This window comes from Luteimonas salinilitoris (assembly GCF_041300785.1).
Taxonomy (GTDB): domain Bacteria; phylum Pseudomonadota; class Gammaproteobacteria; order Xanthomonadales; family Xanthomonadaceae; genus Luteimonas; species Luteimonas salinilitoris.
In genome coordinates, this window is record NZ_JBFWIB010000001.1 from 710,365 (window position 1) to 735,519 (window position 25,155).

At 68.7% G+C, this 25,155-nt stretch carries 18 protein-coding genes and 2 tRNA genes; 16 read left to right on the forward strand and 4 right to left on the reverse strand.

Annotated elements, in window-relative coordinates; all coding sequences use genetic code 11:
* The first annotated feature begins 168 nt into the window (after positions 1 to 168).
* The 6 genes from AB5T46_RS02985 to AB5T46_RS03010 are packed head-to-tail and all read left to right on the forward strand — an operon-like array spanning position 169 to position 7,199.
* Entirely contained in the window at positions 169 to 699 is a 531-nt protein-coding gene (locus AB5T46_RS02985) for a GspH/FimT family pseudopilin (protein WP_370562337.1), read from the forward strand.
* Positions 690 to 1,184: a type IV pilus modification protein PilV gene (gene pilV / locus AB5T46_RS02990; protein ID WP_370562338.1), complete on the forward strand. Its 495-nt coding sequence runs from the start codon at positions 690 to 692 to the stop codon at positions 1,182 to 1,184. Before AB5T46_RS02985 ends, pilV begins: the two co-directional genes overlap by 10 nt.
* Positions 1,181 to 2,326, forward strand: coding sequence for a PilW family protein (locus AB5T46_RS02995; RefSeq protein WP_370562339.1), 1,146 nt, complete (start codon positions 1,181 to 1,183; stop codon positions 2,324 to 2,326). Before pilV ends, AB5T46_RS02995 begins: the two co-directional genes overlap by 4 nt.
* 11 nt (positions 2,327 to 2,337) lie before the next feature.
* A complete protein-coding gene (locus tag AB5T46_RS03000) occupies positions 2,338 to 2,874 on the forward strand; it encodes a pilus assembly PilX family protein (protein WP_370562340.1) in 537 nt (178 codons plus the stop codon).
* Positions 2,875 to 2,886: 12 nt separating this feature from the next.
* A complete protein-coding gene (locus tag AB5T46_RS03005; RefSeq protein ID WP_370562342.1) occupies positions 2,887 to 6,708 on the forward strand; it encodes a pilus assembly protein in 3,822 nt (1,273 codons plus the stop codon).
* 14 nt (positions 6,709 to 6,722) lie between these two features.
* Positions 6,723 to 7,199 carry a type IV pilin protein gene (locus tag AB5T46_RS03010; protein WP_370562343.1) on the forward strand — a complete coding sequence of 159 codons (477 nt, stop codon included), beginning with the start codon at positions 6,723 to 6,725 and terminating at the stop codon, positions 7,197 to 7,199.
* 50 nt (positions 7,200 to 7,249) lie between these two features.
* Here AB5T46_RS03010 and AB5T46_RS03015 read toward each other — a convergent pair.
* The 4 genes from AB5T46_RS03015 to AB5T46_RS03030 form a co-directional block, all read right to left on the reverse strand.
* Positions 7,250 to 7,326, reverse strand: a tRNA-Asn gene (locus AB5T46_RS03015).
* 56 nt (positions 7,327 to 7,382) lie between these two features.
* Positions 7,383 to 7,667 carry an addiction module antidote protein gene (locus AB5T46_RS03020; protein ID WP_370562344.1) on the reverse strand — a complete coding sequence of 95 codons (285 nt, stop codon included), beginning with the start codon at positions 7,665 to 7,667 and terminating at the stop codon, positions 7,383 to 7,385.
* Between the two features lie 2 nt (positions 7,668 to 7,669).
* Positions 7,670 to 7,981 (reverse strand): type II toxin-antitoxin system RelE/ParE family toxin, encoded by a 312-nt coding sequence (locus AB5T46_RS03025; RefSeq protein ID WP_370562345.1) that lies wholly within the window; start codon positions 7,979 to 7,981, stop codon positions 7,670 to 7,672.
* Positions 7,982 to 8,106: 125 nt separating this feature from the next.
* Positions 8,107 to 8,862, reverse strand: a complete 756-nt coding sequence (locus AB5T46_RS03030; RefSeq protein WP_370562346.1) for a GspH/FimT family pseudopilin — start codon at positions 8,860 to 8,862, stop codon at positions 8,107 to 8,109.
* Positions 8,863 to 8,920: 58 nt separating this feature from the next.
* Between AB5T46_RS03030 and uvrB the strand changes: the two genes are divergently transcribed.
* From uvrB to AB5T46_RS03080, 10 genes are all read left to right on the forward strand, one after another.
* Positions 8,921 to 10,954 (forward strand): excinuclease ABC subunit UvrB, encoded by a 2,034-nt coding sequence (gene uvrB / locus AB5T46_RS03035; RefSeq protein WP_370562347.1) that lies wholly within the window; start codon positions 8,921 to 8,923, stop codon positions 10,952 to 10,954.
* 228 nt (positions 10,955 to 11,182) lie between these two features.
* Positions 11,183 to 11,257: transfer RNA gene (locus AB5T46_RS03040), tRNA-Val, on the forward strand.
* 297 nt (positions 11,258 to 11,554) lie between these two features.
* Entirely contained in the window at positions 11,555 to 12,430 is an 876-nt protein-coding gene (locus AB5T46_RS03045; RefSeq protein WP_370562348.1) for an HpcH/HpaI aldolase/citrate lyase family protein, read from the forward strand.
* 175 nt (positions 12,431 to 12,605) lie between these two features.
* A complete protein-coding gene (locus AB5T46_RS03050; RefSeq protein WP_370562350.1) occupies positions 12,606 to 14,906 on the forward strand; it encodes a sodium:solute symporter family protein in 2,301 nt (766 codons plus the stop codon).
* 379 nt (positions 14,907 to 15,285) lie between these two features.
* A complete protein-coding gene (locus AB5T46_RS03055; RefSeq protein WP_370562351.1) occupies positions 15,286 to 16,158 on the forward strand; it encodes a LysR family transcriptional regulator in 873 nt (290 codons plus the stop codon).
* Between the two features lie 390 nt (positions 16,159 to 16,548).
* Positions 16,549 to 18,771: a TonB-dependent receptor gene (locus tag AB5T46_RS03060; protein ID WP_370562352.1), complete on the forward strand. Its 2,223-nt coding sequence runs from the start codon at positions 16,549 to 16,551 to the stop codon at positions 18,769 to 18,771.
* Between the two features lie 88 nt (positions 18,772 to 18,859).
* On the forward strand, positions 18,860 to 20,095 hold the full coding sequence (locus AB5T46_RS03065; protein WP_370562353.1) for a serine hydrolase domain-containing protein: 1,236 nt from the start codon (positions 18,860 to 18,862) through the stop codon (positions 20,093 to 20,095).
* Between the two features lie 2 nt (positions 20,096 to 20,097).
* The gene (locus AB5T46_RS03070) at positions 20,098 to 21,048 is read left to right on the forward strand and encodes a ribokinase (RefSeq protein ID WP_370562354.1); all 951 of its coding nucleotides are present in this window, start codon (positions 20,098 to 20,100) and stop codon (positions 21,046 to 21,048) included.
* Between the two features lie 27 nt (positions 21,049 to 21,075).
* A complete protein-coding gene (locus tag AB5T46_RS03075; protein ID WP_370562355.1) occupies positions 21,076 to 23,268 on the forward strand; it encodes a formylglycine-generating enzyme family protein in 2,193 nt (730 codons plus the stop codon).
* Positions 23,265 to 25,148, forward strand: coding sequence for a glycoside hydrolase family 127 protein (locus AB5T46_RS03080; RefSeq protein ID WP_370562356.1), 1,884 nt, complete (start codon positions 23,265 to 23,267; stop codon positions 25,146 to 25,148). Before AB5T46_RS03075 ends, AB5T46_RS03080 begins: the two co-directional genes overlap by 4 nt.
* Positions 25,149 to 25,155: the final 7 nt, after the last annotated feature.

Sequence of the window (25,155 nt, forward strand, 5' to 3'; positions counted from 1 at the left end):
CGGTAGCCTGGCTGGCGGGGCGGTGGTCTGCCGCTATCCGGCTCCGGATTCCGCCATGGCCCGCGTTCGTCGGGCCAGACGACCGCCTGTCCCTCCTGCGGTTGCACGTGGGCATCTGCCGTATAGGCTACCTGCGCACCCGTCCAGGCGGGCAGGGGAGGAGATCGGATGCGCAATCGGGGGTTCACGCTGGTCGAGCTGATGGTGACGATCGCCATCGTCGCGATCCTGCTGGCGATCGGATTGCCCAGCTTCCAGGGGACGATGCGCTCCAACCGCGTCGCCACCGCCACCAACGAGCTGGTCGGGGCGCTGTCGCTGGCACGCTCGGAGGCGCTCCGCAGTCCCGGCGGGGCGCTCGTCTGCACCACGTCAGACGGAAGCGACTGCGACGGCACTTCCTGGGACGACGGCTGGATGGTGTGGCTGGACTGGAACGGCGACGAAAAAATCGACGATCCCAAGGACCGCCTGCTGCGCTACGTCGAGGGCAACGACAAGCTGCAGATCGTCGCTGAATCGGACGGCGGCGTGACCTACGAGAACATGATCCTGTTCGATTCTCGCGGTCGGACAAAGGACCATTCTGTCGACCTCACCGTGCAGCCGGTCGACTGCCCCACCGGGCACGACCTGGTGCGCACGATCGAAATCACCGCCACAGGTCAGGTCCGTATGGAGAAGAGCGCATGCACCTGAACGTCATCCGTCGCGGCGGCTTCCGCGGCGGCGCCAGCGCGAGCGGTTTCAGCCTGATCGAGGTGATGGTGGCGCTGCTGGTGCTGGCGCTCGGGCTGCTCGGCTTCGCGCTGCTGCAGACGCTCAACCTGCGCTACACCCAGAGCGCCGACTATCGCACCCGCGCCACCAACCTGGCCAACGAGCTGCTCGACCAGATGCGCGTCAACAGCCTGTCGGCGGCGGATTACCCCGCCGCCAGCTTCGATCCGGGCGAAGCGCCCGAGGGTCCATGTGTCCGCACTGTCGACGATGCCATCACGGTGACCGGCGACGACGGCGTGATCGAGCGCTGGCAGTGCCAGGTCGCCGAATCGCTGGGCCCGCAAGCCAGCGCGGTGGTGGCCTACGATCCGGCCAGCGGCCTGGCCAGCGTGGAGATCACCTGGGGCGAACGCTTCACCGCCGATCCGCAGACCACGTTCGAGGTGGAGACCTACCTGTGAGAATCCGTCACCAGCGCGTGCAGGGCCTGTCGCTGATCGAGATCATGATCGCGCTGCTGATCGGCAGCCTCCTGATCCTCGGCCTCGTCCAGGTGTTCGCCGCCTCGCGCACCGCCTACCAGATGTCCGAGGGCATGGCCCGGGTGCAGGAGAATGCGCGCTTCGCGCTCGACTTCATCCAGCGCGACCTGCGCATGGCCGGACACTTCGGTTGTGTCAACGACCAGTCGCACCTGCAGACCCCGGGCGCGATGCGCACCCATTTCGGCGCGACGGCGCTGTACGATCCGCTCAATTTCACCGTGTCCATTGCCGGTTTCGAGGCGCCGGGCACGGCGCCGGGCGACACGCTGGAGATCGGCAGCGCCCCCGCCCTGGGCGCCCTTCCCGGAGGGCTGGGGACGCTCTCTCCACAGCCGATTCCCGGTAGCGACGTGCTGGTGCTGCGCTATCTCGGCAACGTGGGCGCGCCGGTGACCGGCATCGCCGATGTCGGCCCGACCGAGGAGCTGACCCTCGCGACCGGTCGTTGGGACGCACTGATCACCGGTGGCCGTCCCGATCCGGGCTTGTATGGGATCGCCGACTGCAGCCATGTTGACGTCTTCGAGGGGACCTCGACCGGCGGCACCGACGCCGTGGTCACCGTCACCCAACCGGGAGCCTCGCAGGACACCGACCTGGTCGGTCGCTATACGCCGCAACCCTCGGGCCAGACGATGCTCTACCGTGCCGAGTCGCTGGTCTATTACGTATCCACCGGTGCCGGCGGACAACCCTCCCTGTACCGCGCTTATCACAACGGCGCGGAGTACTCCGAGGAGGAACTGGTGGAAGGCATCGCGAGCATGCAACTCGTCTTCGGCCTCGACCGCGAGGATGAACTCGACACCAAGCCCCCGACGGGTTACATCGACAATCTCGACATCGCCCAAGCCGGCTGGGACGACCTGGACTGGCGCCGGGTGGGCATGGTGCAGGTCGGCCTGCTCGCCAGCAGTCCGAACCGCGCCGCGGCGGAGCAGGCCGCAGACCGCCACGTGCTCGGCGTGAACTTCACTCCGCCCGCGGACAACGACGGCCTGTATCGCAGCGGCTACGAATCCACCGTCGCCCTGCGCAACCGTCTCTACGGCAACTGAGGACAGCAGCGATGACACGTCCGGTTTCCGCCCTCCGCAGCAACGCGCGCGCCCAGTCCGGCGCGGTGCTCTACATCGCCCTGATCATGCTGGTGCTGCTGGCCCTGATCGGCATCGTCGGCATGCAGGTCGCTGGCATGCAGGAGCGCATGTCCGCCAACTACCGTGCGGTCAACATCGCCTTCCAGAATGCCGAGGGCATCGCGCGCGCGACCGAATGCGCCATCGAGGACCTGGTCAACCGCACCACCACGCCCGGTTGCGCCCCCGTCACGCCCAACCAGGTTTGCGACGACGGCTTCGACCCGCTGCAATGGGATGTGGACCGGAAGATGGATGCCGTCACCAGCGTCAATACCCGCCTCATCGGCCCCTGCATCAGCGGCAATACTTCGCTGGACATGGGCAGGCCTCTCAACGAGGACCCGAATCCGATCTATCAGATCACCGCTTTCGCCACCGACGAGGCGGATCTCGATCCCGACATCGGCATCCCGCGCCCCGAAGCGACTTCGGCGGCCACCATCGACACCATCTTCAGGCCCTGAGGACCGCGACCCATGGCTTCCCGTCGCATCAAGCTGATCTCCGCCGCGGCCCTCGCTACGCTGGGCGCGGCGGGCTACTTCATCTACTCGGTCTTCGCCGTCCAGGGCCAGGGTGCGCTGGCGCAGGCGCCGCTCAACAATCAGGTGCAGATCCCTCCGGCGTTCATCATGGCGGTGGACGACTCTGGTTCGATGACCTTCCAAAATCAGTTTCCGGGAAGGGACGGCTACGCATGTTGGAGCAGCGGAAGCTTCTTCAGTTCTCCTGGCGTCCTCAGGACCAGCGGAACGTGCAGTTTCGCCTATTCCTATACCGGGCCGCGCATCAGCGACGGCCATTACGGCATTCCGCCAGTGGACAATTACGGCTTCGCCCGCTCGTCCGAGTTCAATCCTGCCTACTACGACCCCACGCTGGATTACCAGCCGTGGCTGAAGAGCAACGGCGACCCCTACGAAGAGGCGAGCATTCCCAACACCCGGATCGACCCGCGGCAGACAGCGACGCTCGCGCTGGCGGACTGGCTGGAGGAAGCAAACGACCGCTCGCGATTCCAGACCAGGACGGGAATGAGGCTTCCGCAAGGCACGCGCTACCGGACCACCGGCTGGGGAGGGTGCGGGGGGCTTTCCGGCGGCAACGATTGGCATACGGTCGGTGAAGCGGCCGGTCACGTGATGACCGCGAACTGCGCCGTCTACATCGGCTATTGGCCGGCCACGTTCTACATGCGCTGGACGTCGAATACGGATCCGTGGCCGCAGCTGCAGGGAACGCCGAACGCCTACAACTCGACCACCGCGCCGCGTGAACGCGTGGACGACGCCTGCGGTACCGGATGCCACATGTGGCGCCACCGGATCCAGCCAAACACGGAGGCGCACCGGAACTTCGCCAACTGGTTCACGTTCTACGGCAACCGCAACCGCGCGATGATCGCCGGCATGACGCGATCGATGGCGGCGGTCAACAACATGCGCGTGGGCTTCTTCACCATCAACAGCCACGGCAGCCACGACAATCCGCTCGCCAATGGCAACGAGCGGGTGTTCATGCGCGACACGGCCGACAAGTCCGATGGCGGAGATCGGGAGCTGCTCTATGCCGACATGATCAGTCTGCCCGCCAACGGCAGCACTCCGAACAGGCAGGCGGTCGCCGCTGCAGCCGAGCAGTTCAGGAGAACCGACGACCAGCGAGGTGGCGCACCGGTACAGCTGTCCTGCCAGCGAAACGCGCTGATGCTGTTCACCGACGGCTACAGCAATCAGGACGGACCCACCGTCGGAAATCTCGACGGCACGATGGGCGCGCCGTTCCAGGACGGCCACTCCGACACGATGGCCGACATCGTTACCCAGTACTACCTGGACAATGGCGGACAGTCGCCGATCAGGCCTGACATGAACCCCGCCCACAACGTGCCGGTGCCGGAGTCCTGCAAAAGCGGTGATGCTGATTCCGAGGTCAACTGCCAGGACAACCTGCACGTCAACTTCTATGGCGTCACCTTGGGCGGCCGGGGTGATCTTTTCGATCCAGACGACGAAACGCAGGATCCTTACGAGGACGCTGCGATCTACAACAACTGGCCTTCACGCCAGAACGACAATCGCAGCACCATCGACGATATCTGGCACGCAACGGTGAACACCCGCGGCGAATACATCAACGCGCGCACGCCGTCGGACATCACCGAGGCGATGCGCCGCATCCTGGCTTCGGTCAGCTCCGGCCAGTCGCCGTCCGGGAGCATCGCCCTGACAGGCGCCCGGCTCGGAACAGGCTCGCTATCCGTGGAACCTACCTACGCCATCGAGAACGAGGGCACCGACTGGTTCAGCAGGCTGCGGGGCTACACCCTCAAGCTCAATCCGGTGTCTCGCGCGGTGGAGGAGACCGAGGCATGGGAGGCCGCCTCGGAGCTGCCGGCTGCGGCTTCGCGGAGAATCTGGGTCGGCCGGGACACGGGCGCCCAGACGTTCGAACCCGCCAACGTCAGCGGAGCCGAGCTGTGCAACAGCTCCGCGCCCGGCATGTCGCGCTGCGATCCGTACTCCTCCTATTTCGGCGACAGCGGCAGTCGCATCGACATCAGCGAGACCGACGCCATCAACTATCTTCGCGGCGACGCGAGCCTGGAGAAATCCAACGGTGGGAAACTGCGCGACCGCACTACCCTGCTCGGAGACATCGTCAACTCCACGCCGGTGGTAAGTGCGCCGACCGACGACTATGGGTATCGTTCGCTGGCGCACACCCTGTGGGCAAGCAGCTATGCGGGCTACCTGGACGACAAGCGTGACGATCGCCGGGTGATGGTGTATGCAGGTGCCAACGACGGGATGTTGCACGCATTCGACGGCGGCATGGGGGTGAACGGCGTGCAGGATTCCAACGGCGGAGTCGAGCGGTTCGCCTACATCCCGCAGGTCGTGCTCGGTCACATGGGCAACCTGCTGTTCCCGCATGACCCCGAGGACGGGTACGACCAGAAGTTCCAGCACCGCTACTACGTGGACGGTCCTGTCACGGTGGGCGATGCGCACTACGCCGGCGCCTGGGAGACGGTACTGGTGGGCACTACCGGTGCGGGTGGCCGCGGCGTCTTCGCGCTCGACGTGTCGGCGGCGGCCACCGCCGGATCGACCAACTCTTTCTCCTCCAGTGCGCGGCTGTGGGAGATCAACAACATCAACGCCAACCTGCACGCCACGGTGCGCGACAACATCGGCCACGTGCTGGGCAAGCCGGTCATCGTGCCGTTCAAGAACGCGGCTGGGGACGTCAGTTTCAAGGCCATCTTCGGCAACGGCTACAGCAGCACCAGCGGCAAGGCGGTACTGTTCGTGGTCGACATCGATACCGGCTCGCCCGGTATCCGCATGATCGAGGCCGTGGAAGACGGGGCCCCGGCCGGCAGCAACGGCCTGGGCAACCTGGTCGCGGTCGACCGCTGGAGCGGCACCGGACTCACCACCCCGGCACGTGACGGTTTCGCCGATACCGTGTACGCCGCCGACCAGAAGGGCGCGGTGTGGAAGTTCGACCTGCGCAACGACCTGCCGGCAGCTGCCAACGGCATGGGATCAATCGATACACCGCTGTTCACTACGTTGGAGCACGAAGAAGACGGTGAGACCTACCGTCAGCCGATCCTGGGCGGGTTGACCGCGGCCGCGGGTCCGGGCGGTGGCGTGATGTTGTTCTTCGGGACCGGCAGCTTCTCCTTCGTCAGCGATGCCAGCGACGATTCGATCCAGTCCCTGTACGGCATCGTCGACCGTGGCGCTGGTGTCACACTGACCCGCAGCAATCTGCTGGAGCAGATCGTTGGCGTTCCCGGAGACGACGAGTCCCGTCAAGTGTCGACCAACACCATGGGGGCCGCGCATCGTGGCTGGTATCTCGATCTGCCGGCGGGCGAACGCGCGGTGGGTTATCCGCGGGTGGAGAGCGGTGTCATCTTCATCCCCACCTATTCGCCGACGGAGGTGGACGGCTGCTCGACCGCCGGGTTCAACTCCCTGTTCGGGCTCAATGCGCTCAGCGGCGCCGCGGCATTGTCGAACGTGCGCCAGGGCGCTCCGGATGGCGAGTCGTACGAAGAGGGAACCGGTGCGATCGCGCTGGATACCGGCGGCACGGCACCGGTGAAGGACGTCGAGGTGATGTCCACGCCGCGCATTCCGCCGTTGAGCGCAGGTGCCGATCCCGATGATCTGGACGAGGCGCTCGAAGCGCAATGCAACATGATCGTCCAGGTGGCCGGCGCTCCGGCGCTGTACCTGCCGCGCGCCTGCGGCCGGCAGTCCTGGCGCCAGATCCGATGACTAGGGGAAAGAGGATGGAACTCGCCAGCACGGCCACGGGAAAGCGTTCGAGCCGCCGATCACCGCGGCGGCCACGCGGGTTCACGCTGATCGAACTGATGGTCGTGGTTGCGATCGTCGCGATCCTCGCGGCGATTGCCTATCCCTCGTACCAGGAGCAGGTGCGCAAGTCGCGACGTGGGCAGGTCAAGGTCGACCTGGTGGAACTGGCGCAGCGGGCGGAGCGCTTTCACTCCGTCAACAACACGTATGAAGGTTTCGAGGCTTCCTTGGCGACGGGGGATCTCGAGTCGCCACGTGGTGGAGGAACGGTGTTCTACACCCTGGCCATTACCGAAGAGGAGGCGGCGGAGTTCGAGATCGCGGCGACCCCGGCGAGCGGCAGCCCGCAGGCCATCGACAGGTGCGGTGTGCTCACCATCAATTCCGCTGGTGTCCGGACGCACTCAAAAGGGAACGATGACGAGTGCCAGTTCGGCAGTACGCCCTGAAGCAGGCAACGAAAAAGCCGCGGATCGCTCCGCGGCTTTTTTGTTCAATCTGGCGCCCGAAGTTGGACTCGAACCAACGACCCCCTGATTAACAGTCAAGTGCTCTAACCAGCTGAGCTATTCGGGCGGGGACGGTCATTTTAGTGGCTTGTCGGCGCGGGTCAAGGTGCCGGTCAGCTGACATTACGCCGCTCCGGCGTGCAACTGCACGCCCACGGCGCGGATCACCTTGAAGAGTGTCTCCGCGCGCGGCTTGGCGCCGGGCGCCAGTGCCTTGTACAGGCTTTCGCGGCCCAGGCCGGCGTCCTTGGCCACTTGGGTCATGCCGCGCGCCTTGGCGACATGGCCAAGTGCACGCACCAGTTCGTCGGTGTCGCCGTCGGCCAGCACCTGGTTCAGGTACTCGGCGATCGCTGCCGGGCTGTCCAGGTGCGCCGCCATGTCGAAAGGGAGCCGTTTCCGGGCCATCATCATCTCTCCGCTGCCAATCGTCGCGCCCGCCTGATGTCCGCCGTCTGGCTATGCTTGTCGCCGCCGCAGAGCAGGATCACCACGACGCCCCGGCGCCGGGTGAAATACACGCGGTAGCCGGGACCTGCATCGACCCGCAACTCCGATACGCCACCTCCGACTGATTTCGCGTCGCCGAGATTGCCGGCAGCCATCCGCTCGATCCGCCGTGCGATGGCGATGCGGGCCTGCAGGTCGCGCAGACCGGCGTGCCATTCGGCGAAGGTCTCAGACTGCTCGACCAGGTAGGCAGTTGGGCGAATTGTATCCAATTAGATACGATTTGGCAAGCGAAGAACGGACGATGCTTCCGGCCCCACGGCACATGTCGGTCGACACCCGCGTTCCAGTGCCTGCCTGGCCTGCGATACGGTTTCTTCGGCCGAGGCGTGCTTGGTCAGCCGCGTGGGCAAGGGGTGGGCTTGACCGGCCGGGCGCTGCGTACGCGGCCGAGGTTGTTGACGATCACCTTGCCGGCAAGACGCTCCCCGGCGCAGACGCGCACGGTCAGGTTGGCGTTGGCGCTGCGGCCGTCGCGCTGGTAGCGCAAGAAGCGCCGTGAGGACGTCAGGGTCAGGCCCGAATCCGTTCCGGAGGGAGCGTCGCGGACGCGCAGGATGTCGCCTGTCCCGTCGGGTTGGCGATTGCGATCCTCGTCCGTGAACACCAGCCAGCCGTGCCGCCAGTCCCGGTCATCACGGCAGCGGTTGTCCGCGGTGCGCGGGCAGACGACGATCTGGCCGCGTCGCATGATCGCGGTGCTGCGCGCCATCGCCATGTCGGCGCTGAGCAGATGCATGGCGGTGCGGACGCGGTGCCGCTGCAACGTGCCGCCGAATGCCGGAATGCCGACGGCCAGGGTCACGGCCACGATCGCGATCACGGTCATCGCCTCGATCAGGGTGAATCCTGCGTCCTTGCGGGTCATGGTTTCGGCCTCCTGCCGGGGGTAGAAGCAGCAGGGTGAAGGCTGGCGGGGCTGGGCGGTATCGGCGATTCCGGGCGTCGGCGTAGGAAAAGTCCCGACCTGGTCGTAGGTCCCAGACGCGGCGGTGACCTGCCGCGAGCCATCATCAACCCGACACGCCACCGCGCGCAGGAGGCGCACCCTGCCACCGATCCTGCGATCGACGAGTTGTCCGGTCGCGGTCATGTCTCCATCTTCGTGATGGGTCTAGACTGGTCGTTTGTCCGCCCCCGACCTCCCCCAGATGAACGACACCGACCAATCCACCGGCTTCCGCCTGGTCGCCCCGTATGCGCCCGCCGGCGAGCAGCCGCAGGCGATCGCACGGCTGATCGAGGGCTTCGAGTCCGGGCTGGCCCGGCAGACCCTGCTCGGGGTCACCGGCTCCGGCAAGACCTACACCATCGCCAACGTCATCCAGTCGGTGCAGAAGCCGACCCTGGTGATGGCGCCGAACAAGACCCTGGCGGCGCAGCTGTACGGAGAGTTCAAGGCGTTCTTCCCGCACAACGCGGTCGAGTACTTCGTCAGCTATTACGACTACTACCAGCCCGAGGCCTACGTGCCGTCGTCGGACACGTACATCGAGAAGGACAGCTCGATCAACGACCACATCGAGCAGATGCGGCTGGCGGCGACCAAGGCGCTGCTGTCGCGGCCCGACGCGATCATCGTGGCGACGGTCTCGGCGATCTACGGCCTGGGCGATCCCGAGGACTACCTGAAGCTGCGGCTGATCCTGGCCCGCGGCGAGCGCATCGAGCAGCGCGCGCTGATCCGCCAGCTGACCGAGCTGCAGTACACCCGCAACGACACCGAGCTGCGCCGCGGCACCTACCGGGTGCGCGGCGAGGTGATCGACGTGCACCCGGCCGAGTCCGACGCCGAGGCGCTGCGCATCGAGCTGTTCGACGGCGAGGTCGAGAACCTCAGCCTGTTCGACCCGCTGACCGGCGAGGTGCAGCGCAAGGTGCCGCGCTACACGGTCTACCCGAAGACCCACTACGCCAGCACCCGCGAGAGCGTGCTCAACGCGGTGGAGACGATCAAGGTCGAGCTGAAGGAGCGCCTGGAGCAGCTGTACGCGCAGAACAAGCTGGTCGAGGCGCAGCGGCTGGCGCAGCGCACCCAGTTCGACCTGGAGATGATGGCCGAGGTCGGGTTCTGCAACGGCATCGAGAACTACTCGCGGCACATGACCCGGCGGCTGCCGGGCGAGCCGCCGCCGACCCTGTACGACTACCTGCCGCCCGACGCGCTGCTAGTGATCGACGAGTCACACGTCACCGTCCCGCAGATCGGCGCCATGTACAAGGGCGACCGCTCGCGCAAGGAGACGCTGGTGGAGTTCGGCTTCCGGCTGCCGTCGGCGCTCGACAACCGGCCGTTGAAGTTCGACGAGTGGGAGGAGCGTTCGCCGCGCACGATCTTCGTCTCGGCCACGCCCGGCCCGTACGAGCGGCGCGAGTCCGACGGCGAAGTGGTGGAACTGGTGGTGCGGCCGACCGGCCTGATCGATCCCGAGGTCGAGATCCGCCCGGTAGCGACCCAGGTCGACGACGTGCTCGGCGAGATCAGCGAGCGCGTCGCGATGGGCGACCGGGTGCTGATCACCACGCTGACCAAGCGCATGTCCGAGAACCTGACCGAGTACCTGGGCGAGCACGGCGTGCGGGTGCGCTACCTGCATTCGGACATCGACACGGTGGAGCGGGTGGAGATCATCCGCGACCTGCGGCTGGGCAAGTTCGACGTGCTGGTCGGCATCAACCTGCTGCGGGAAGGCCTGGACATGCCGGAGGTGTCGCTGGTGGCGATCCTGGATGCCGACAAGGAGGGCTTCCTGCGTTCGGCCGGCTCGCTGATCCAGACCATCGGCCGCGCCGCGCGCAACCTGCGCGGCAAGGCGATCCTGTACGCCGACCGGGTGACGCGCTCGATGCAGGCCGCGCTCGACGAGACCGACCGCCGCCGCCAGAAGCAGGTGGAGTACAACCTCGAGCACGGCATCACCCCGAAATCGATCGCCCGGGCGGTCATGGACATCATGGAAGGCGCCCGCCCCGAGCCGGCGCTGGAGAAGCGAGGCCGCGGCAAGGGCCGCAGGGTGGCGGAGGAGGCCGAGGACTACGCCAAGCTCGGCCCGGCGCAGCTGGCGGCCAAGCTGAAGGCGCTGGAGCAGCAGATGTACCAACACGCCCGCGACCTCGAGTTCGAGGAGGCGGCGCAGGTGCGCGACCGCATCCACCGGCTGAAGGAGGCCACGCTGATCAGCTGAATTGGCCGTGCCCCGTAGGAGCGCGCCATGCGCGCGATGCCGACGTCCTGGCCCCGGCCCGCGTGCTTTCGGCAACCGCAACGTGTCCGAAGCCATTCCCGCACCGCCATACGGCGCGGGTTTCGCGCGCATGGCGCGCTCCTACGGGAGATGGGCGGACGCCAGTTGTGGCGGGCGGACCGCCGGGGTAGAATTCGCGGCCCTGCGCGGCCCTCCGCGCAGGCATCCGGGCGGTTAGCTCAGCGGTAGAGCACTACCTTGACATGGTAGGGGTCACAGGTTCGAACCCTGTACCGCCCACCACCGGCGATCGGTGGGATTCCCCAGCAACGGCGCGGCCTTCGCAGGCGGCGCCGTTCGCGTTTTGGCCGCCCGACGTCGCTCGGGCAGATCTGACGACCTTCGTTCCGCCGCTCCGGCGAACGCCCACGGCTGTGTGGAAGGACCCGCGGACCGGTCGCGGCAGCCCAGTCGGAGCAGTCTTCCGGTGCGAATGCCGCGAGCGCCGGCACGGAAGAAAAAGTGACGTTTGAAAATGGGCGAAGCGATTTTTTATCGCGTTCCGTTCCCGCACACTGCGCGCCATGAAGGGGCCGCGCCATGCGTAGCAAGCTGTTCGTGCCGGGCTCGCGGGCGGAGTTGTTCGCCAAGGCGTTCGCCGGGAGCGCGGATGCGGTGTCGTTCGACGTCGAGGATTCGGTACCGGAGGCGGCCAAGGCGCGCGCGCGCGCGCAGATTGCCGATTTCCTCGGTTCCGGGGCGGTGGCGCGCACGCGAAAGCTGGTGATCGTGCGCGTCAATGCGCTGGCGTCGCCGCATTTCTCCGCCGATCTCGACGCGTTCGCGCGCCCAGGCGTGGCCATGCTGAACCTGCCCAAGGCGGAGGGCGTCGATGAGGTGCGGCAGGCCGCATCGGCGCTGGAGGAGGCCGAACGCCGCAACGGCGTGATATCGCCGATCGGCCTGCTGGTCAACATCGAAAGCGCACGGGCGCTGCGGCGGGCGTCCGCGATCGCGGACGCGCATCCGCGCGTGGCGGGGCTGCAGTTGGGGCTCGGCGACCTGTTCGAGCCGCACGGGATCGAGCGGCGCAGCGCCGACAACGTGCACGCCGCACTGTTCGCGCTGCGGGTGGCGGCCGCCGAGAGCGGCCGGTTCGTCTGCGACAGCGCCTATCCGCTGCTCGACGACGAGGCGGGATTCCGTGCCGAGGCCGAACTCGCGCGGCGGTTGGGCTACCGCGGCAAGAGCTGCGTGCATCCGCGGCAGGTGGCCTGGGCGAACGAGATCTTCCGCGCCGCGGAACCGGACCTGGCGCAGGCGCGCCGGATCGTGGCCGCGGCGGCGCGGGCGGCGGATGAAGGCCGCGGCGCCTTCGTCGTCGACGGCAAGATGATCGACCTGCCGTTCCTCAGGCGCGCGCAGGCGATCCTCGCCGAGGCCGCCGGAGCCGGCGGGAACGATGCGGCGCGCTGAGGCCTTGCCGCCGTCGTCTGCCGGTCACCGGGCGCCCCGTCGCGGCGCCATCCATCCGACGACTCCAACTCCGCCCAGCGGCACGGGCGGCCGGGCGCGGCACGCGGTGCGGCTGCTGGTCGCGATCGCGTTGCTGGCGCTGGCGAATGTTGCGGCGGCAGCGGAAAGCTTGTCCGTGCTGCGCACGAACGCAGTGGCCGCGTGGCCGGCGGACGCGCCGGCGCTGGAGGTGCTGGTCGCCGTGGCGGGAACGCCGGTCGCGCTGGCCGATGATGAAGCCTGGCTGCTGCAGGACGGGCAGTGGCGCCGCGCGTCGTGGTATCCACCGGCCGGCACCGTCGTCGCCGGCGGTTTCGGTTCTTCGGACGGCATGACGTTCCTGCTGCTCGCGCCGCGGGCCGCGCCCGGGCAGATCGACCGCGCGCTGCGTCTGACACTCCAAGGCGGCGTGCTGGCATCGCAGGCCCTGCCCGGATTGCCGGTGGCACTGTCACAGGCGGAGGGTGCCGCACGCGGCGGAGCCCTGCAGTTGGCGGGTATGGATGAGGCAGGCGAGCCGCGGCTGCTGACGCTCGCTGCCGGCGGAAACAATTGGCGCGTTCGCGATGGATGGCCCGGCGGCGGCGCGCCGCGGGCGATGGTCGCCACCGCGACGTCGAGTTACCTCGCTGCCGCACACGCGGACGACGGCGGTGCCGACCGGCTGCTGCGCTGGTCGCCGGACGCCGGCTGGGAAGCGCTCGGCGATGCGCCGGGACGGATCCTGCCGGGCGCCGGCCGGGCGATCGGCCAGGCGCACCTGCTGTTCGTCGTCGACGATGGCGGCGCGTCCGCGGTCATGAGCTATCACGCCATCACCGGCGCCTGGGCGGCCCCGCCGGGTGGCCGGGTCGGGGACGTGCGCGCGGCGACGGCCTGGAAGAACGGCCTGTTGTGGAGTGAAACCGCCGCCGGCACCACGCGGCTCGCGGTCTCGGAGATCGAGTCCGGCCGGCTGCTGCTGCGCTGGCTCGACTGGATCGTCATGGCGTTCTACCTGGCGGCGATGGTCGGCATCGGCGTGTTCTTCTACGCGCGCGACCGCCATGCCTCCACCGCGGACTTTTTCGTCGGCGGCCGCTCGATCCCGTTCTGGGTGGCGGGCGTGAGCCTGTACGCCACCAACGTCAGCTCGATCAGCTTCATCGCCATCCCGGCCAAGGCGTTCGAGAGCAACTGGCAGTACCTGACCAACAACCTGATCGCGGTGTTCGGGCTGATGTTCGTGGCGGTGTGGATCGTGCCGCTGCTGCGGCGGCTGGACCTGATGTCGGTGTTCACCTACCTGGAGACGCGCTTCCACCCGGCGATCCGCATGATCGCCAGCGCCCTGTGCATCCTGGTGCAGATCGGCAGCCGCATGAGCGTGATCCTGTTCCTGCCATCGCTGGCGATCGCCACCATCACCGGCATCGACGTGGTCTGGAGCGTGCTGATCATGGGCGGCTTCACCATCCTCTACACCACGCTCGGGGGCATGAAGGCGGTGGTGTGGACGGATTTCGTGCAGGTGTTCGTGATGTTCGGCGGCGCGCTGTTCGCGATCGGCTTCATCCTGCTGCATATCGACGGCGGCGTGCCGGAGTTCATGGCCACGGCGATGGCCGAGGACAAGATGAAGCTGCTGGACTTCAGCTTCGACCTGACCCAGGCGACGGTCTGGGGTTTCCTGTTCCTGGTGCTGTTCGACGTGGTGCTGACCTTCCCCAAGGACCAGGTGCTGATGCAGCGCGTGCTGTCGACCAAGTCCGGCCGCGACGCCGGGCGCTCGGTGTGGATGTTCGCGGCGATGATGATCCCCGGCGGCTGCCTGTTCTACGGCATCGGCACCGCGCTGTACGTCTACTACAAGTCGCATCCCGAGCGCATGGATCCGCTGCTGCCGATCGACGCGACGTTTCCGCTGTTCATCGCCGCCGAGTTGCCGATGGGCGTCACCGGGCTGATCGTTGCCGGCATCTTCGCCGCCGCCATGTCGACGCTGTCGAGCATCATCAACAGCGTCTCGACGCTGGCATCGGTGGACTTCTACGAGCGGCTGGCGAAGCATCCGACGCAGAAGGCGAGCGTGCGCTTCGCGGAGATCGCCGGCGTGCTGGTGGGGCTGGTGGGAATCGGCCTGGCGCTGCTGCTGTCGCGGCTGGACATCCATTCGCTGTTCGATGTCTCGATCGAGCTCTTCGGCCTGCTCGGCGGCGGCTTCGCCGGCGCCTACACGCTGGGCATGTTCACCCGCCGCGCCAATGCTCCCGGCGTGGCGATCGGCATCGCCAGCGCCATCCTGCTGACACTGGCGGCCTGGTCGGTCGACCTGGTGCACTCCTATTTCTATCTCGCGATCTCGATCCTGGTCTGCATCGTGGTGGGCTACCTGGCGAGCCTCTTCTTCCCGCCGCCGGCGCAGTCGCTGGCCGGGCTGACCGTTCACGATCCCTAGGGCCTGTTAACGCTTATGGCGCATGCCGCGTGGTTTCCCAATGGCCGCCAGGTGGTGCTGCGTCGCGCAGCGCCTTGCTGCCTGCAAGGTCAAGCGGCGCGGCGCCGGCTGGCGGCCATTGGGAAGCCACCCGAAGGGCCGGGCCTGCGGATGCACGGGGCGGCGTCATCACTCGGTTGCGTATCGACATACGCGCCCTCGTTCTTCCTTGCCCCGCACGCCCGCAGGCCCGGCGCGGCATGCGCCATAAGCGTTAACAGGCCCTCGGCCGACGGAAGGCCATGAGCGCGGGGCCATGCCCCCGCCGATGCAGGACTTCCGGCGCTCCCGCGCGCGCTGCCGGTCCGGTAGCGTAGGCCATCGACTCCGGAGCGGCGACGTGGACACCCAATTCCTCAAGACCTTCGTGGCCGTCGCCGACCATGGTTCGATGGCCGCCGCCGCGCGCCTGCTCAACATCACCCCGGCGGCGGTGGCGCAGCAGATCCGCACGCTGGAGCGCGAGATCGGCGCGCCGCTGATCGCGCGCGCCGGGCGCACCGTCAGCGTGACCGAGCCGGGCGCGCGGATCCTCGCGCGCGCCCGCGACCTGCTACGCGACGTGTCCGACCTGCGCAGCGTGGCCAACGACAGCACGCTGGCAGGCGAGCTGCGGATCGGCGCCTGTCCGACCGGACTGGCGGGCATCCTGCCGGACGTCCTGGCACGGATGGTGGAGGCGTTCCCGCAGATCAACGTCTTCATCCGGCCCGGGTACTCGGCCGACCTGTACCGGGCGGTGGAGGCCGGCGACCTGGATGCGGCGATCGTGCTGCAGGCGCCGTACGCGCTGCCCAAGACCTGCGACTGGCAGCTGCTGCGCGAGGAGCCGCTGGTGGTGCTGGCGCCGCGGCGCCTCGCCGACCGCGATCCGCACGACCTGCTGGCGAACGAGCCGCTGATCCGCTACGACCGCAACCAGTGGGGCGGCCGCCAGGCCGACGAGTACCTGCGACAGGCCGGCATCACACCGCTGGAGCGTTTCGAGGTCAATGCGCTCAACGCGATCGCGGTGATGGTCGACCGCGGCCTGGGCGTGTCGCTGGTACCGGACTGGGCGCGGCCGTGGCCGGAAGGGCTGGACCTGGTGCGGATGCCGCTGCCGGGGCTGGTGGAGCCGCGGCGCATCGGCGCGGTGTGGTCGCGCTCGAGCGTACGGATCCGCCTGGTCAATGTGTTGCTCGAAGAGGCCCGCAAGACCGTCGATCCGTAGGAGCGCGCCATGCGCGCGATACCGGCATCGTCGACCCGGTCCACGCGACTTCGGCAGCCGCAGCATGTCCGAAGCCGCTACCGCATTGTCATACGGCGCCGGCATCGCGCGCATGGCGCGCTCCTACGAGGCGCATCATCGCTTTCGCTGTTGCTGCATCGCAGCAAATCTTTTGCCGCTTGATAGGCAAGAAAACCTGATCTCTGAACATAGTCCGCGCCGGTGTGACGCTGTCGACGCTACGCATACGCTGCCTGCGACCCGATCGGGTCGGCGCCGGGAGGGCGTCGCGATGCAAGCGGCGGCGGAATGCCTGCCGCCCTGTCGCACGAGCACGGGCTGCCCTCGCGGCATACCGGGGGCCACCCGAACCAGCAGAGACAATACTCAATGAAGACACCACTCTCCGTCGCGATCGCATGTGCACTGTTCGCCGCCGCACCCGTCATCCATGCGCAGGACGGCGGGGACGCCGCACAGGACACGACCGCCGAGGACGCGACGACCGCCACGACCGATCTCGACCGCATGGTCGTCACCGGATCGCGCAGCCCCAGGGCCGTCGACAAGATCCCGGGCGCGGTCACGATCGTGTCGCAGGAGGAAGTGCAGCGCTCGCTGACACTGAGCGAGGACGCCACCGCGGTGCTGGCGCGGTCGGTGCCGGGTTATTCGGAATCCTCGCAGGCGATGAGCAATCTCGGCGAGACCCTGCGCGGGCGCACCGCGCTGCGCCTGTTCGACGGCATCCCGCAGGGGTCGCCGCTGCGCGAGGGCAACCGCTCGGGCACCTTCACCGACATGGGCATCGTCGGCCGCATCGAGGTGATCAGCGGACCGTCCGCGGCCGAGGGCATCGGCGCCGCCGGCGGCATCATCAACTACCTGTCGAAGACCCCGACCGAGGAGGGGACGCAGGCCACGCTCACTTCGCGCTACTCCACCCAGTTCCGCGAGGACAGCGACGCCTGGAAGGCCGGGCTCACGGTGACCCACAAGAACGACGGCTACGACCTGCTCGCCGCGACCTCGTTCCTCGACCGCGGCATGGCCTGGGACGCGAACGGCCGCCGCGTGGGCATGAACGCCAGCGGCTCGACCAACGACAGCGAGGCCGACAACCTGTTCCTGAAGTGGGGCATGAACTTCGGCGAGGCCGGCATGCAGCGCCTGCAGCTCTCCGCCAGCCGCTTCGAGATCACCGGCAAGGGCAACTACTCCTGGGTCGAGGGCGATCGCGAGCAGGGCATCACCGATTCCTCGGTGCGGATCCCGCCGTTGGGCTCGATGACCGAGTTCAACGACTTCCGCCAGTACGCACTTTCCTACAGCAACGCCGATCTTTTCGGCGGCAGCCTGACGGCCGACGTCTACCGTGCCAGCCAGGCGATGCGCTATCCCGCCGAGGACGGCATCGACCGCCAGGATCCGGAGATCGCCCCGATCGGCGAGCTGATCGACCAGTCCGAGATCGCGACCGAGAAGAGGGGCGCGCGGGTGTCGTGGACGCACTCGTCGCTGTTCGACGTCGACGGCCTGGAGCTGCGGGCGGGCGTGGACGTCGTCGAGGACGAAGCGCAGCAACGCCTGGCCATCACCAATCGCGTCTGGGTGCCGCCGATGGTCTACAAGAGCACCGCGCCCTACGCCCAACTCTCCTGGGACATCGGTCCGGTCACCGTAAGCGGCGGCGTGCGCCGCGAGGACGGCGAACTGGAGGTCGACGACTACACCACCACGTGGTATCGCGATCGACGTTTCGTGAGCGGCGGCACGCTCGACTACCAGGAGAACCTGCCCAACGTCGGCGCGATCTGGCGCATGACCGACGCATGGTCGGTGTACGCCTCGTACAGCGAGGGCTTCAGCCTGCCCAACGTCGGCATCCCGCTGCGCAACATCCAGTGCTCCAACGATACCCCGGAGCCTGGCATCCAGCCGGACGGTTGCCCGAACGATCCGCCGATTTCGGTGGGGGGCATTGTGGATCTGCAGGCGATCGTCGTCGACAACCGGGAGATCGGCTTCAACTGGCGCGGGGAACGCGCGAGCCTGGGCGCTTCGTACTACGAGAGCAATTCCGACTTCGGCTCGTCGCTGATCGTCGACCCGGCCACCGAGGATTTCATCCTCAGCCGCGCGCCGGTCGAGATCAAGGGCTTCGAGGCCTCCAGCGAGTTCCGGCCTTCGGACGACTGGCGCCTGACCGCGCTGTACTCGCGCATCCGCGGCAAGACCACCTTCGGCGGCGACGGTCCGCTGGACCGGGAGATGGGCATCAACGACATCAGCCCGGACAAGCTGTCGGCGGCGGTCAGCTGGCGGTTCCTGCCGCGCGGCGACGTGACCCTCGGCGCGACCATGCTGTTCGACCGCGACCTCAACGAGGGCCTGCCGGAAGACCAGGCCTGGGCCGAGGAGCACACCGAGGGCTACACCCTGTTCGACCTGACCGTGAACTACGACTTCGAGCGCTATGGTCGCCTGTCGCTGGGCATCGAGAACCTGACCGACAAGCACTACATCCTCAGCTGGTCGCAGATCGATTTCTGGAAGAACTATTTCGCCGGACGCGGCCGGATGTTCTCGCTCACGCATACGATCACGTTCTGACGCCGCCGGCGCGGCCCGACCCGAGGTTCCCGACATTTTCCGCAGTGCATTCGACATCCGGGTCGCCGTTGCCCTGCTGGCATGGGCGATGGCGTTCGCGGCCGGCGCCGCGTCGCCGTTGCCTCCGGCCGAGCCGGCGGAGGTGGGGGTCTCGCCGTCGCGCCTGGCCCGCCTGCACGCCTTCATGGACGAGGCCACCGGTCCGCGCGGCTACCTGGGCGGGGTGACGCTGGTCGTTCGCGACGGCCGCATCGTCGACTGGCGGGCCTACGGCCACCGCGACCTGGCCCGCAGCGAACCGATGCCGCGCGACGCCATCTTCCGCCTCTATTCCATGACCAAGACGGTCGCCTCGGTCGCGGTGCTGATGCTGGTGGAGGAGGGCGCCATCGCGCTCGACGATCCCGTTGCGGACTACCTGCCGGAACTTGCCGAGCCCCGGGTGCTCGTCGGCGGCAGCGCCGATGCGCCGCAACTGCGCCCCGCGCGCGAGGCGGTGACCGTCCGCATGCTGCTTACCCATACCGCCGGTTTTCCGGCAGGGCTGGAAGGCGACGGCGAGGCGGCGGAACTGCTGGAGCGTGCCGATCCGCACGCCGCGTCCGACCTGCGCGGTTTCGTCGCGCGCCTGGCGCAGGTACCGCTGGCGGCGGAGCCGGGCAAGCGCTTCGGCTATGACGGCGCCGCACTGGAGGTGCTGGCGCGGCTGGTGGAAGTGGTCGGCGGGCAGCCGTTCGACGCCTTCCTGCAGTCCAGGGTGCTGGCGCCGCTGCGCATGCACGATACCGGCTTCCGCGTGCCGGACGACCAGCGCGGCCGCGTGGCCGATATCACCACCATGGGCGAGGACGGCCGTCTCGTCCGCGACGACGGTCCGAGCGCGGTCCGCCCGGGCGCGCCATTGAACGCATATCCGAGTGGCGCCGGCGGCCTGTATTCCACTGCCGGCGACTACGCGCGCTTCTGCCAGATGCTGCTCGACGGCGGCGAACTGGACGGCGTGCGCATCCTCGGCCGCAAGACCGTCGAGCTGATGCTGCAGAACCACCTGACCATGCTCGACCCGCCGGTCACGCAGTTCAGCGACGCCGAGGGCTTCGGGCTAGGCGGCTATGTGGTACTCGACGTCGCCGCGCGCGGGCGGCCCGGCTCGGTCGGCCAGTTCGGCTGGGCGGGCGCGGCCTCGACCAGCTTCACCATCGATCCGCAGGAGCGGCTGGTCGCCATCCTGATGCTGCAGCACCTGCCGCGCGACGGGGTCGACGACCTGCCGCGCATCGGCGGGAGGTTCCAGACCCTCGTCTACCAGAGCCTGGAGCGATGACGGTGTCCCCCGATGCGGTGGTGCTGGTCGCGGGCTCGGCCAATCTCGATTTCGCGGTGCGTGCGCCACATGTGCCCGCGGCCGGCGAGACCGTGCTCGGGCACGGCTTCGCCACGTTCCCGGGCGGCAAGGGCGCCAACCAGGCGGTCGCCTGCGCGCGCGCGGGCGGCGCGCGGACGCGCATGCTGCTGGCGCTCGGCGAGGACGCGTTCGCCGCGCCGGTGGAGGCGTCGCTGCGCGAGGCGGGCGTGACCTGCGAGATCGTCCGCGTGCGGGATGCGGCCACCGGCACCGCATTCGTCTGCGTGTCCGACGACGGCGAGAATGCGATCACCGTGACACCCGGGGCCAACGCGCGGTTGCATCCTGCACACTTGCCGGCGCTCGACGGCGTGCGCTGTCTGCTGCTGCAACTGGAAACCCCGCTGCCGACCGTCGTCGCCTGGGCGCGCGCCGCCCGCGTCGCGGGCGTGACCGTGATCCTCAACGCCGCGCCGGCGCAGGCGCTGCCGGCGGAACTGTTGACGGCGGTCGACGTGCTGGTGGTGAACGAAGGCGAGCTGGCGACGGTGGCCGGCCACCGCGGCGGCATCGCCGCGGATCTCGCCGCGATCGACGTCGCCGAGGTCATCGTCACCCTGGGCGCACGCGGATGCTGCGCACGCCTGGACGGCGGCCTGCACGTGCAGCCCGGCTTTCGCGTCGACGCGGTGGACACCACCGCCGCAGGCGATACGTTCTGCGGCACGCTGGCGGCGGCGATCGCCCGTGGGCTACCGGTGGCGGAGGCGCTGCGCCGCGCCTGCGCCGCATCGGCGCTGGCCTGCACGCGGCACGGTGCGCAGGCCAGCGTTCCCGCCGCCGATGAGGTCGATGCCCTGCTGGCGGGGTTCGCCGACCCCGCGGGCGATGCGTACGATGACCTGGCCGCGTACTGCGCGGCGGCACGATAACTTTCCCCAACGTTTTTCCGAGCGCCCATGACTTCCGCTTCAGAGCCGACCGTTCCCCGCCACATGGCGCCCGACGACGGCGACCGCCGTCCGCTGCGGACCGAGCACAAGTTCTCCCACGTCACCACCGGCCGTTATCTGCCGACCCCGGGGAAGGCGCCGGGCTGGCCGTTCACCGACATCGGCCTGTGGATGATCGACGCGGCGTCCGGCGCCGACGACTGGATCGCCGAACTGGTCGACTGGCGTCGCGAGCACCTGATCCGCATCGGCTACGACGACGCCAACTACCGCCGGCCGGAACTGCAGTGGGCGCAGTGCAACTTCGTGCACGCGCAGATGATGGTCGAGGACCGCTATTTCTACGATCCGGAGGCGGGGCGCTACACCGTCGACCGCTACCTCGACGATCTCGAGGCGCGCTTCGGCGGCGTCGACAGCGTGCTGATCTGGTTCGTCTATCCCAACATCGGCATCGACGACCGCAACAAGACCGATCTCGCCCACGACCTGCCCGGCGGCAGCGAGGGGCTGCGCGGCGCGGTCGAGGACTTCCACCGCCGCGGCGTGCGCGTGTTCCTGCCGACCATGCCCTGGGACAACGGTACCCGCCCGCCGGAGCGCAGCGACTGGGACGCGATCGCCGCGCTGGCCAGGGCGGTCGGCGCCGACGGCGTCAACGGCGACACCTACAACGGCGTGCCGCGCGCGTTCTTCGACGCCGGCGACGCCATCGGCCATCCGCTGGTGCTGGCGCCGGAATCGACCATCAGCGCCGAGGAGGCGCTGATCTGGAACGTGCAGAGCTGGGGCAAGAAGGCGCCGGACGGTCCGGTGCCGCCGGTGGCCAAGTTCAAGTGGCTGGAACCGCGCCACATGATCAACTACGAGAACCGCTGGGGCCGCGATCGCAGCCACGACCTGCAGTACATCTTCTTCAACGGCATCGGCTGCAACGCCTGGGAGAACGTGTGGGGCATCTGGAACCAGTTCACCCCGCGCGATGCAGAGGCGTTGCGCCGGATCGCGACGATCGAACGCAGGTTCGCGCCGCTGATGGTGAGCATGGATTGGCGCCCGTATACCCCCACGCTGCAGGCCGGGGTGTTCGCCAGCCGCTTCCCGGGCGACGGCATGACGCTGTGGACGCTGATCAACCGGCACGAGTTCGCGGTCGACGGTGAGCAGATCGCGTTGCCGCACCGCGACGGTCGCCGCTACTACGACGTCTGGAACGGCGCCGAGCTGGTGCCGCGAATCGAGGACGGCCGCGCCGTGCTTTCGTTCGCGTTCGAGGCGCGCGGATTCGGCGCGCTGCTGGCACTGGACGCCGGCAGCGAGGTCGAGGGGTTCGAGGCCTTCCTCGCCACGGCGCGCGCACGTGCGCAGACGCCGCTGCAGTCGCTGTCGACGGAATGGCGCTCGCTGCCGCAGCAACTGGTGGCGATCGCGCCGACCGCTCCCGCCGCCAAGGCGCCGGAAGGGATGATCACCGTCCCCGGCGGCGACTTCGACTTCGTCGTCGGCGGCATCGAGATCGAGGGCAACCATTGGGACGGCGTCGACGTGCAGTACCCGTGGGAGAGCAGCGCGCGGCGCAACCACCGCCGGCGCATGCGGATGCGGCCGTTCCACATCGACCGCCACCCGGTGACCAACGCGCAGTTCCATGCATTCCTCGCCGACAGCGGCTGGCGCCCGCGTGATGCGCACAATTTCCTGCGCCACTGGCAGGACGGGGCACCGCCCGCCGGCTGGGAGAACAAGCCGGTGACCTGGGTGGCGCTGGAGGATGCGCGCGCGTACGCGGCCTGGGCCGGCAAGCGCCTGCCGCGCGAATGGGAATGGCAGCACGCGGCGCAGGGCGGCGACGGCCGCCTGTATCCGTGGGGCGACGACTGGCGTGAGGACGCGGTGCCGGCTTGCAACCTCGGCCGCACGCTGCGGCCGCCGGACGATGTCGACGCGCATCCGGCCGGCGCCAGTCCGTTCGGGGTGATGGACCTGGTCGGCAACGTCTGGCAGTGGACCGACGAGTACGTCGACACGCACACCCGCGCGGCGATCCTGCGCGGCGGCAGCAGCTACCGGCCGCAGACCTCGCACTGGTATTTCCCGCAGGCGTACCGGCTCGACCAGCACGGCAAGTACCTGCTGATGGCGCCGTGCAAGGACCGCTCCGGTTGCGTCGGCTTCCGCTGCGTGGCGGATGCGGCGTGAGCGGTGGCGCATCCCGGCGACTCTCGCCCGCGGTTGCCGCCCCGGCGCCGCGGGACGTCGCGCTCGGCGGCCTCCTCGGCGAGGCGCTGGCGGCCAACCACCGCGGCCGCCTGTCGCATTTCATCGTCGACGAGACCAGCCCGGCGATCGCGCTCTTCGATCCGGCACACGCCGCCTGCAACCACGAAGGCGACTGGTACGGCGAGCATGCCGGCAAGTGGCTCTCCGCGGCGGCGAAGGCGGCGGCGCGGACCGGTGATGCGGTGCTGCTGTCGCACCTGCGCCGCGTCGCCGATCACCTGGTCGCGCTGCAGAACGACGACGGCTACCTCGGCAACTACGCGCCGGAGCGGCGTTTCATGCGGCCGCAGCCGCCCGGGCCCGAGACCTGGGACGGCGCGCCCGCGCTGCGCACCTGGGACATCTGGACCCACAGCTACCTGGTCCTGGGCCTGCTCGAAGTGCACCGGCATTTCCCGGCCCCGCGCTATCTCGAAGCGGCGTGCAGGATCGGCGACCTGTGCCTGCACGCGCTGACCGACGGCGGCATCGACATGACCGGCCTCGGCAACCACCACGGCATGTCCGCCACGGTGCTGCTGGACCCGGCGGTGGAACTGCATTTCGCCACCGGCGAGGAGAAGTACCTGCGGCTGGCGCTGCGGGTGCTGGAACAGGCGGATGCGCATCCGCGGCTGGCGCTGCTGACGCGGGCGCTGGCCGGCGCCGATGCGTCCGAGATCGGCACCGGCAAGGCCTACCAGCTGCTATGGAACCTGGTCGGCCTGGCCAAGCTGCACCGGGCCACCGGCGAGCCGCGCTACCTGCGCGCGGTGGAAACGATGTGGGACAACATCCGCAACCATCACCTCACCCTGGGCGGCGGCCCCTGGGGCGGCGTGGCGCACCGCTCGCGCGAGGTATTCAACCCGGCCGGCGTGTTCAGCCCGTACGGCTACGTCGAGACCTGCTCGACGCTGTCGTGGATCCAGCTCAACCGCGAACTGTTCGCGATCACCGGCGAAGCGCGCTTTGCCGAGGAGATCGAGCGCAGCGCCTACAACGACCTGCTCGGCGCGCAGGCGGCGGACGGCGAGGACTGGTGCTACTACGTGTTTCCCAACGGCAGGCGCGTGCACACCACGTACTGGCGCTGCTGCAAGTCCAGCGGCGCGATGGCGCTGGAGGAACTGCCGGCGCTGGCCTGGAGCGTGCTGCCGGGCGGCGTCTCGGTGAACCTGTACGGCGCGTCCGAGGCGGTGCTGCAGGTGCCCGGCGCGGGCGAGGTGCGCCTGCAGCAGGTCACGCGGTACCCCTTCGACGGCCGGATCCGGATCCGGGTGTCGCCGCGGCAGCCTTCCACGTTCGACGTCCGCCTGCGCATCCCGGCGTGGGCACAGCGGGTGCGGATCGCGGTGAACGGAGAAGCCGCGGCCGCGCCGCCGGCGGACGGGTTCGCGACGTTGTCGCGGCTATGGGCAGAAGGCGACGAGATCGAGCTGGACTTGCCGCTGCAGCCGGTGCTGCATCGCGCGACGCATCGCAACGTGCAGGAATCGCGCGCGCCCGACGGCGCACCGGTACGCCAGGAGGTGCTGCGCTTCGACTGGTGCGCGCTCACCCGCGGGCCGCTCGTCTACGCGACCGGCCTGATCGACGGGTTCAAGGTCGAGGAAACGCTGCGGCTGCCCGCCGCGCCCGAGGAGACGTGGATCGAGACGCTGTCGGCGCCCGCGCCGGACACCGCACCCGCGATCCGGCTGTCGCCGGAGGGCAGGGCGCCGCTGCTGTTCTCGCCGTACTACGCGGTCGGCGACCGGCGCGACGGCAGCTGGCGCCTGACCTGGATGCAGCTGGCGCCGGAATTGCGAACTGCGTAGCCGTTTT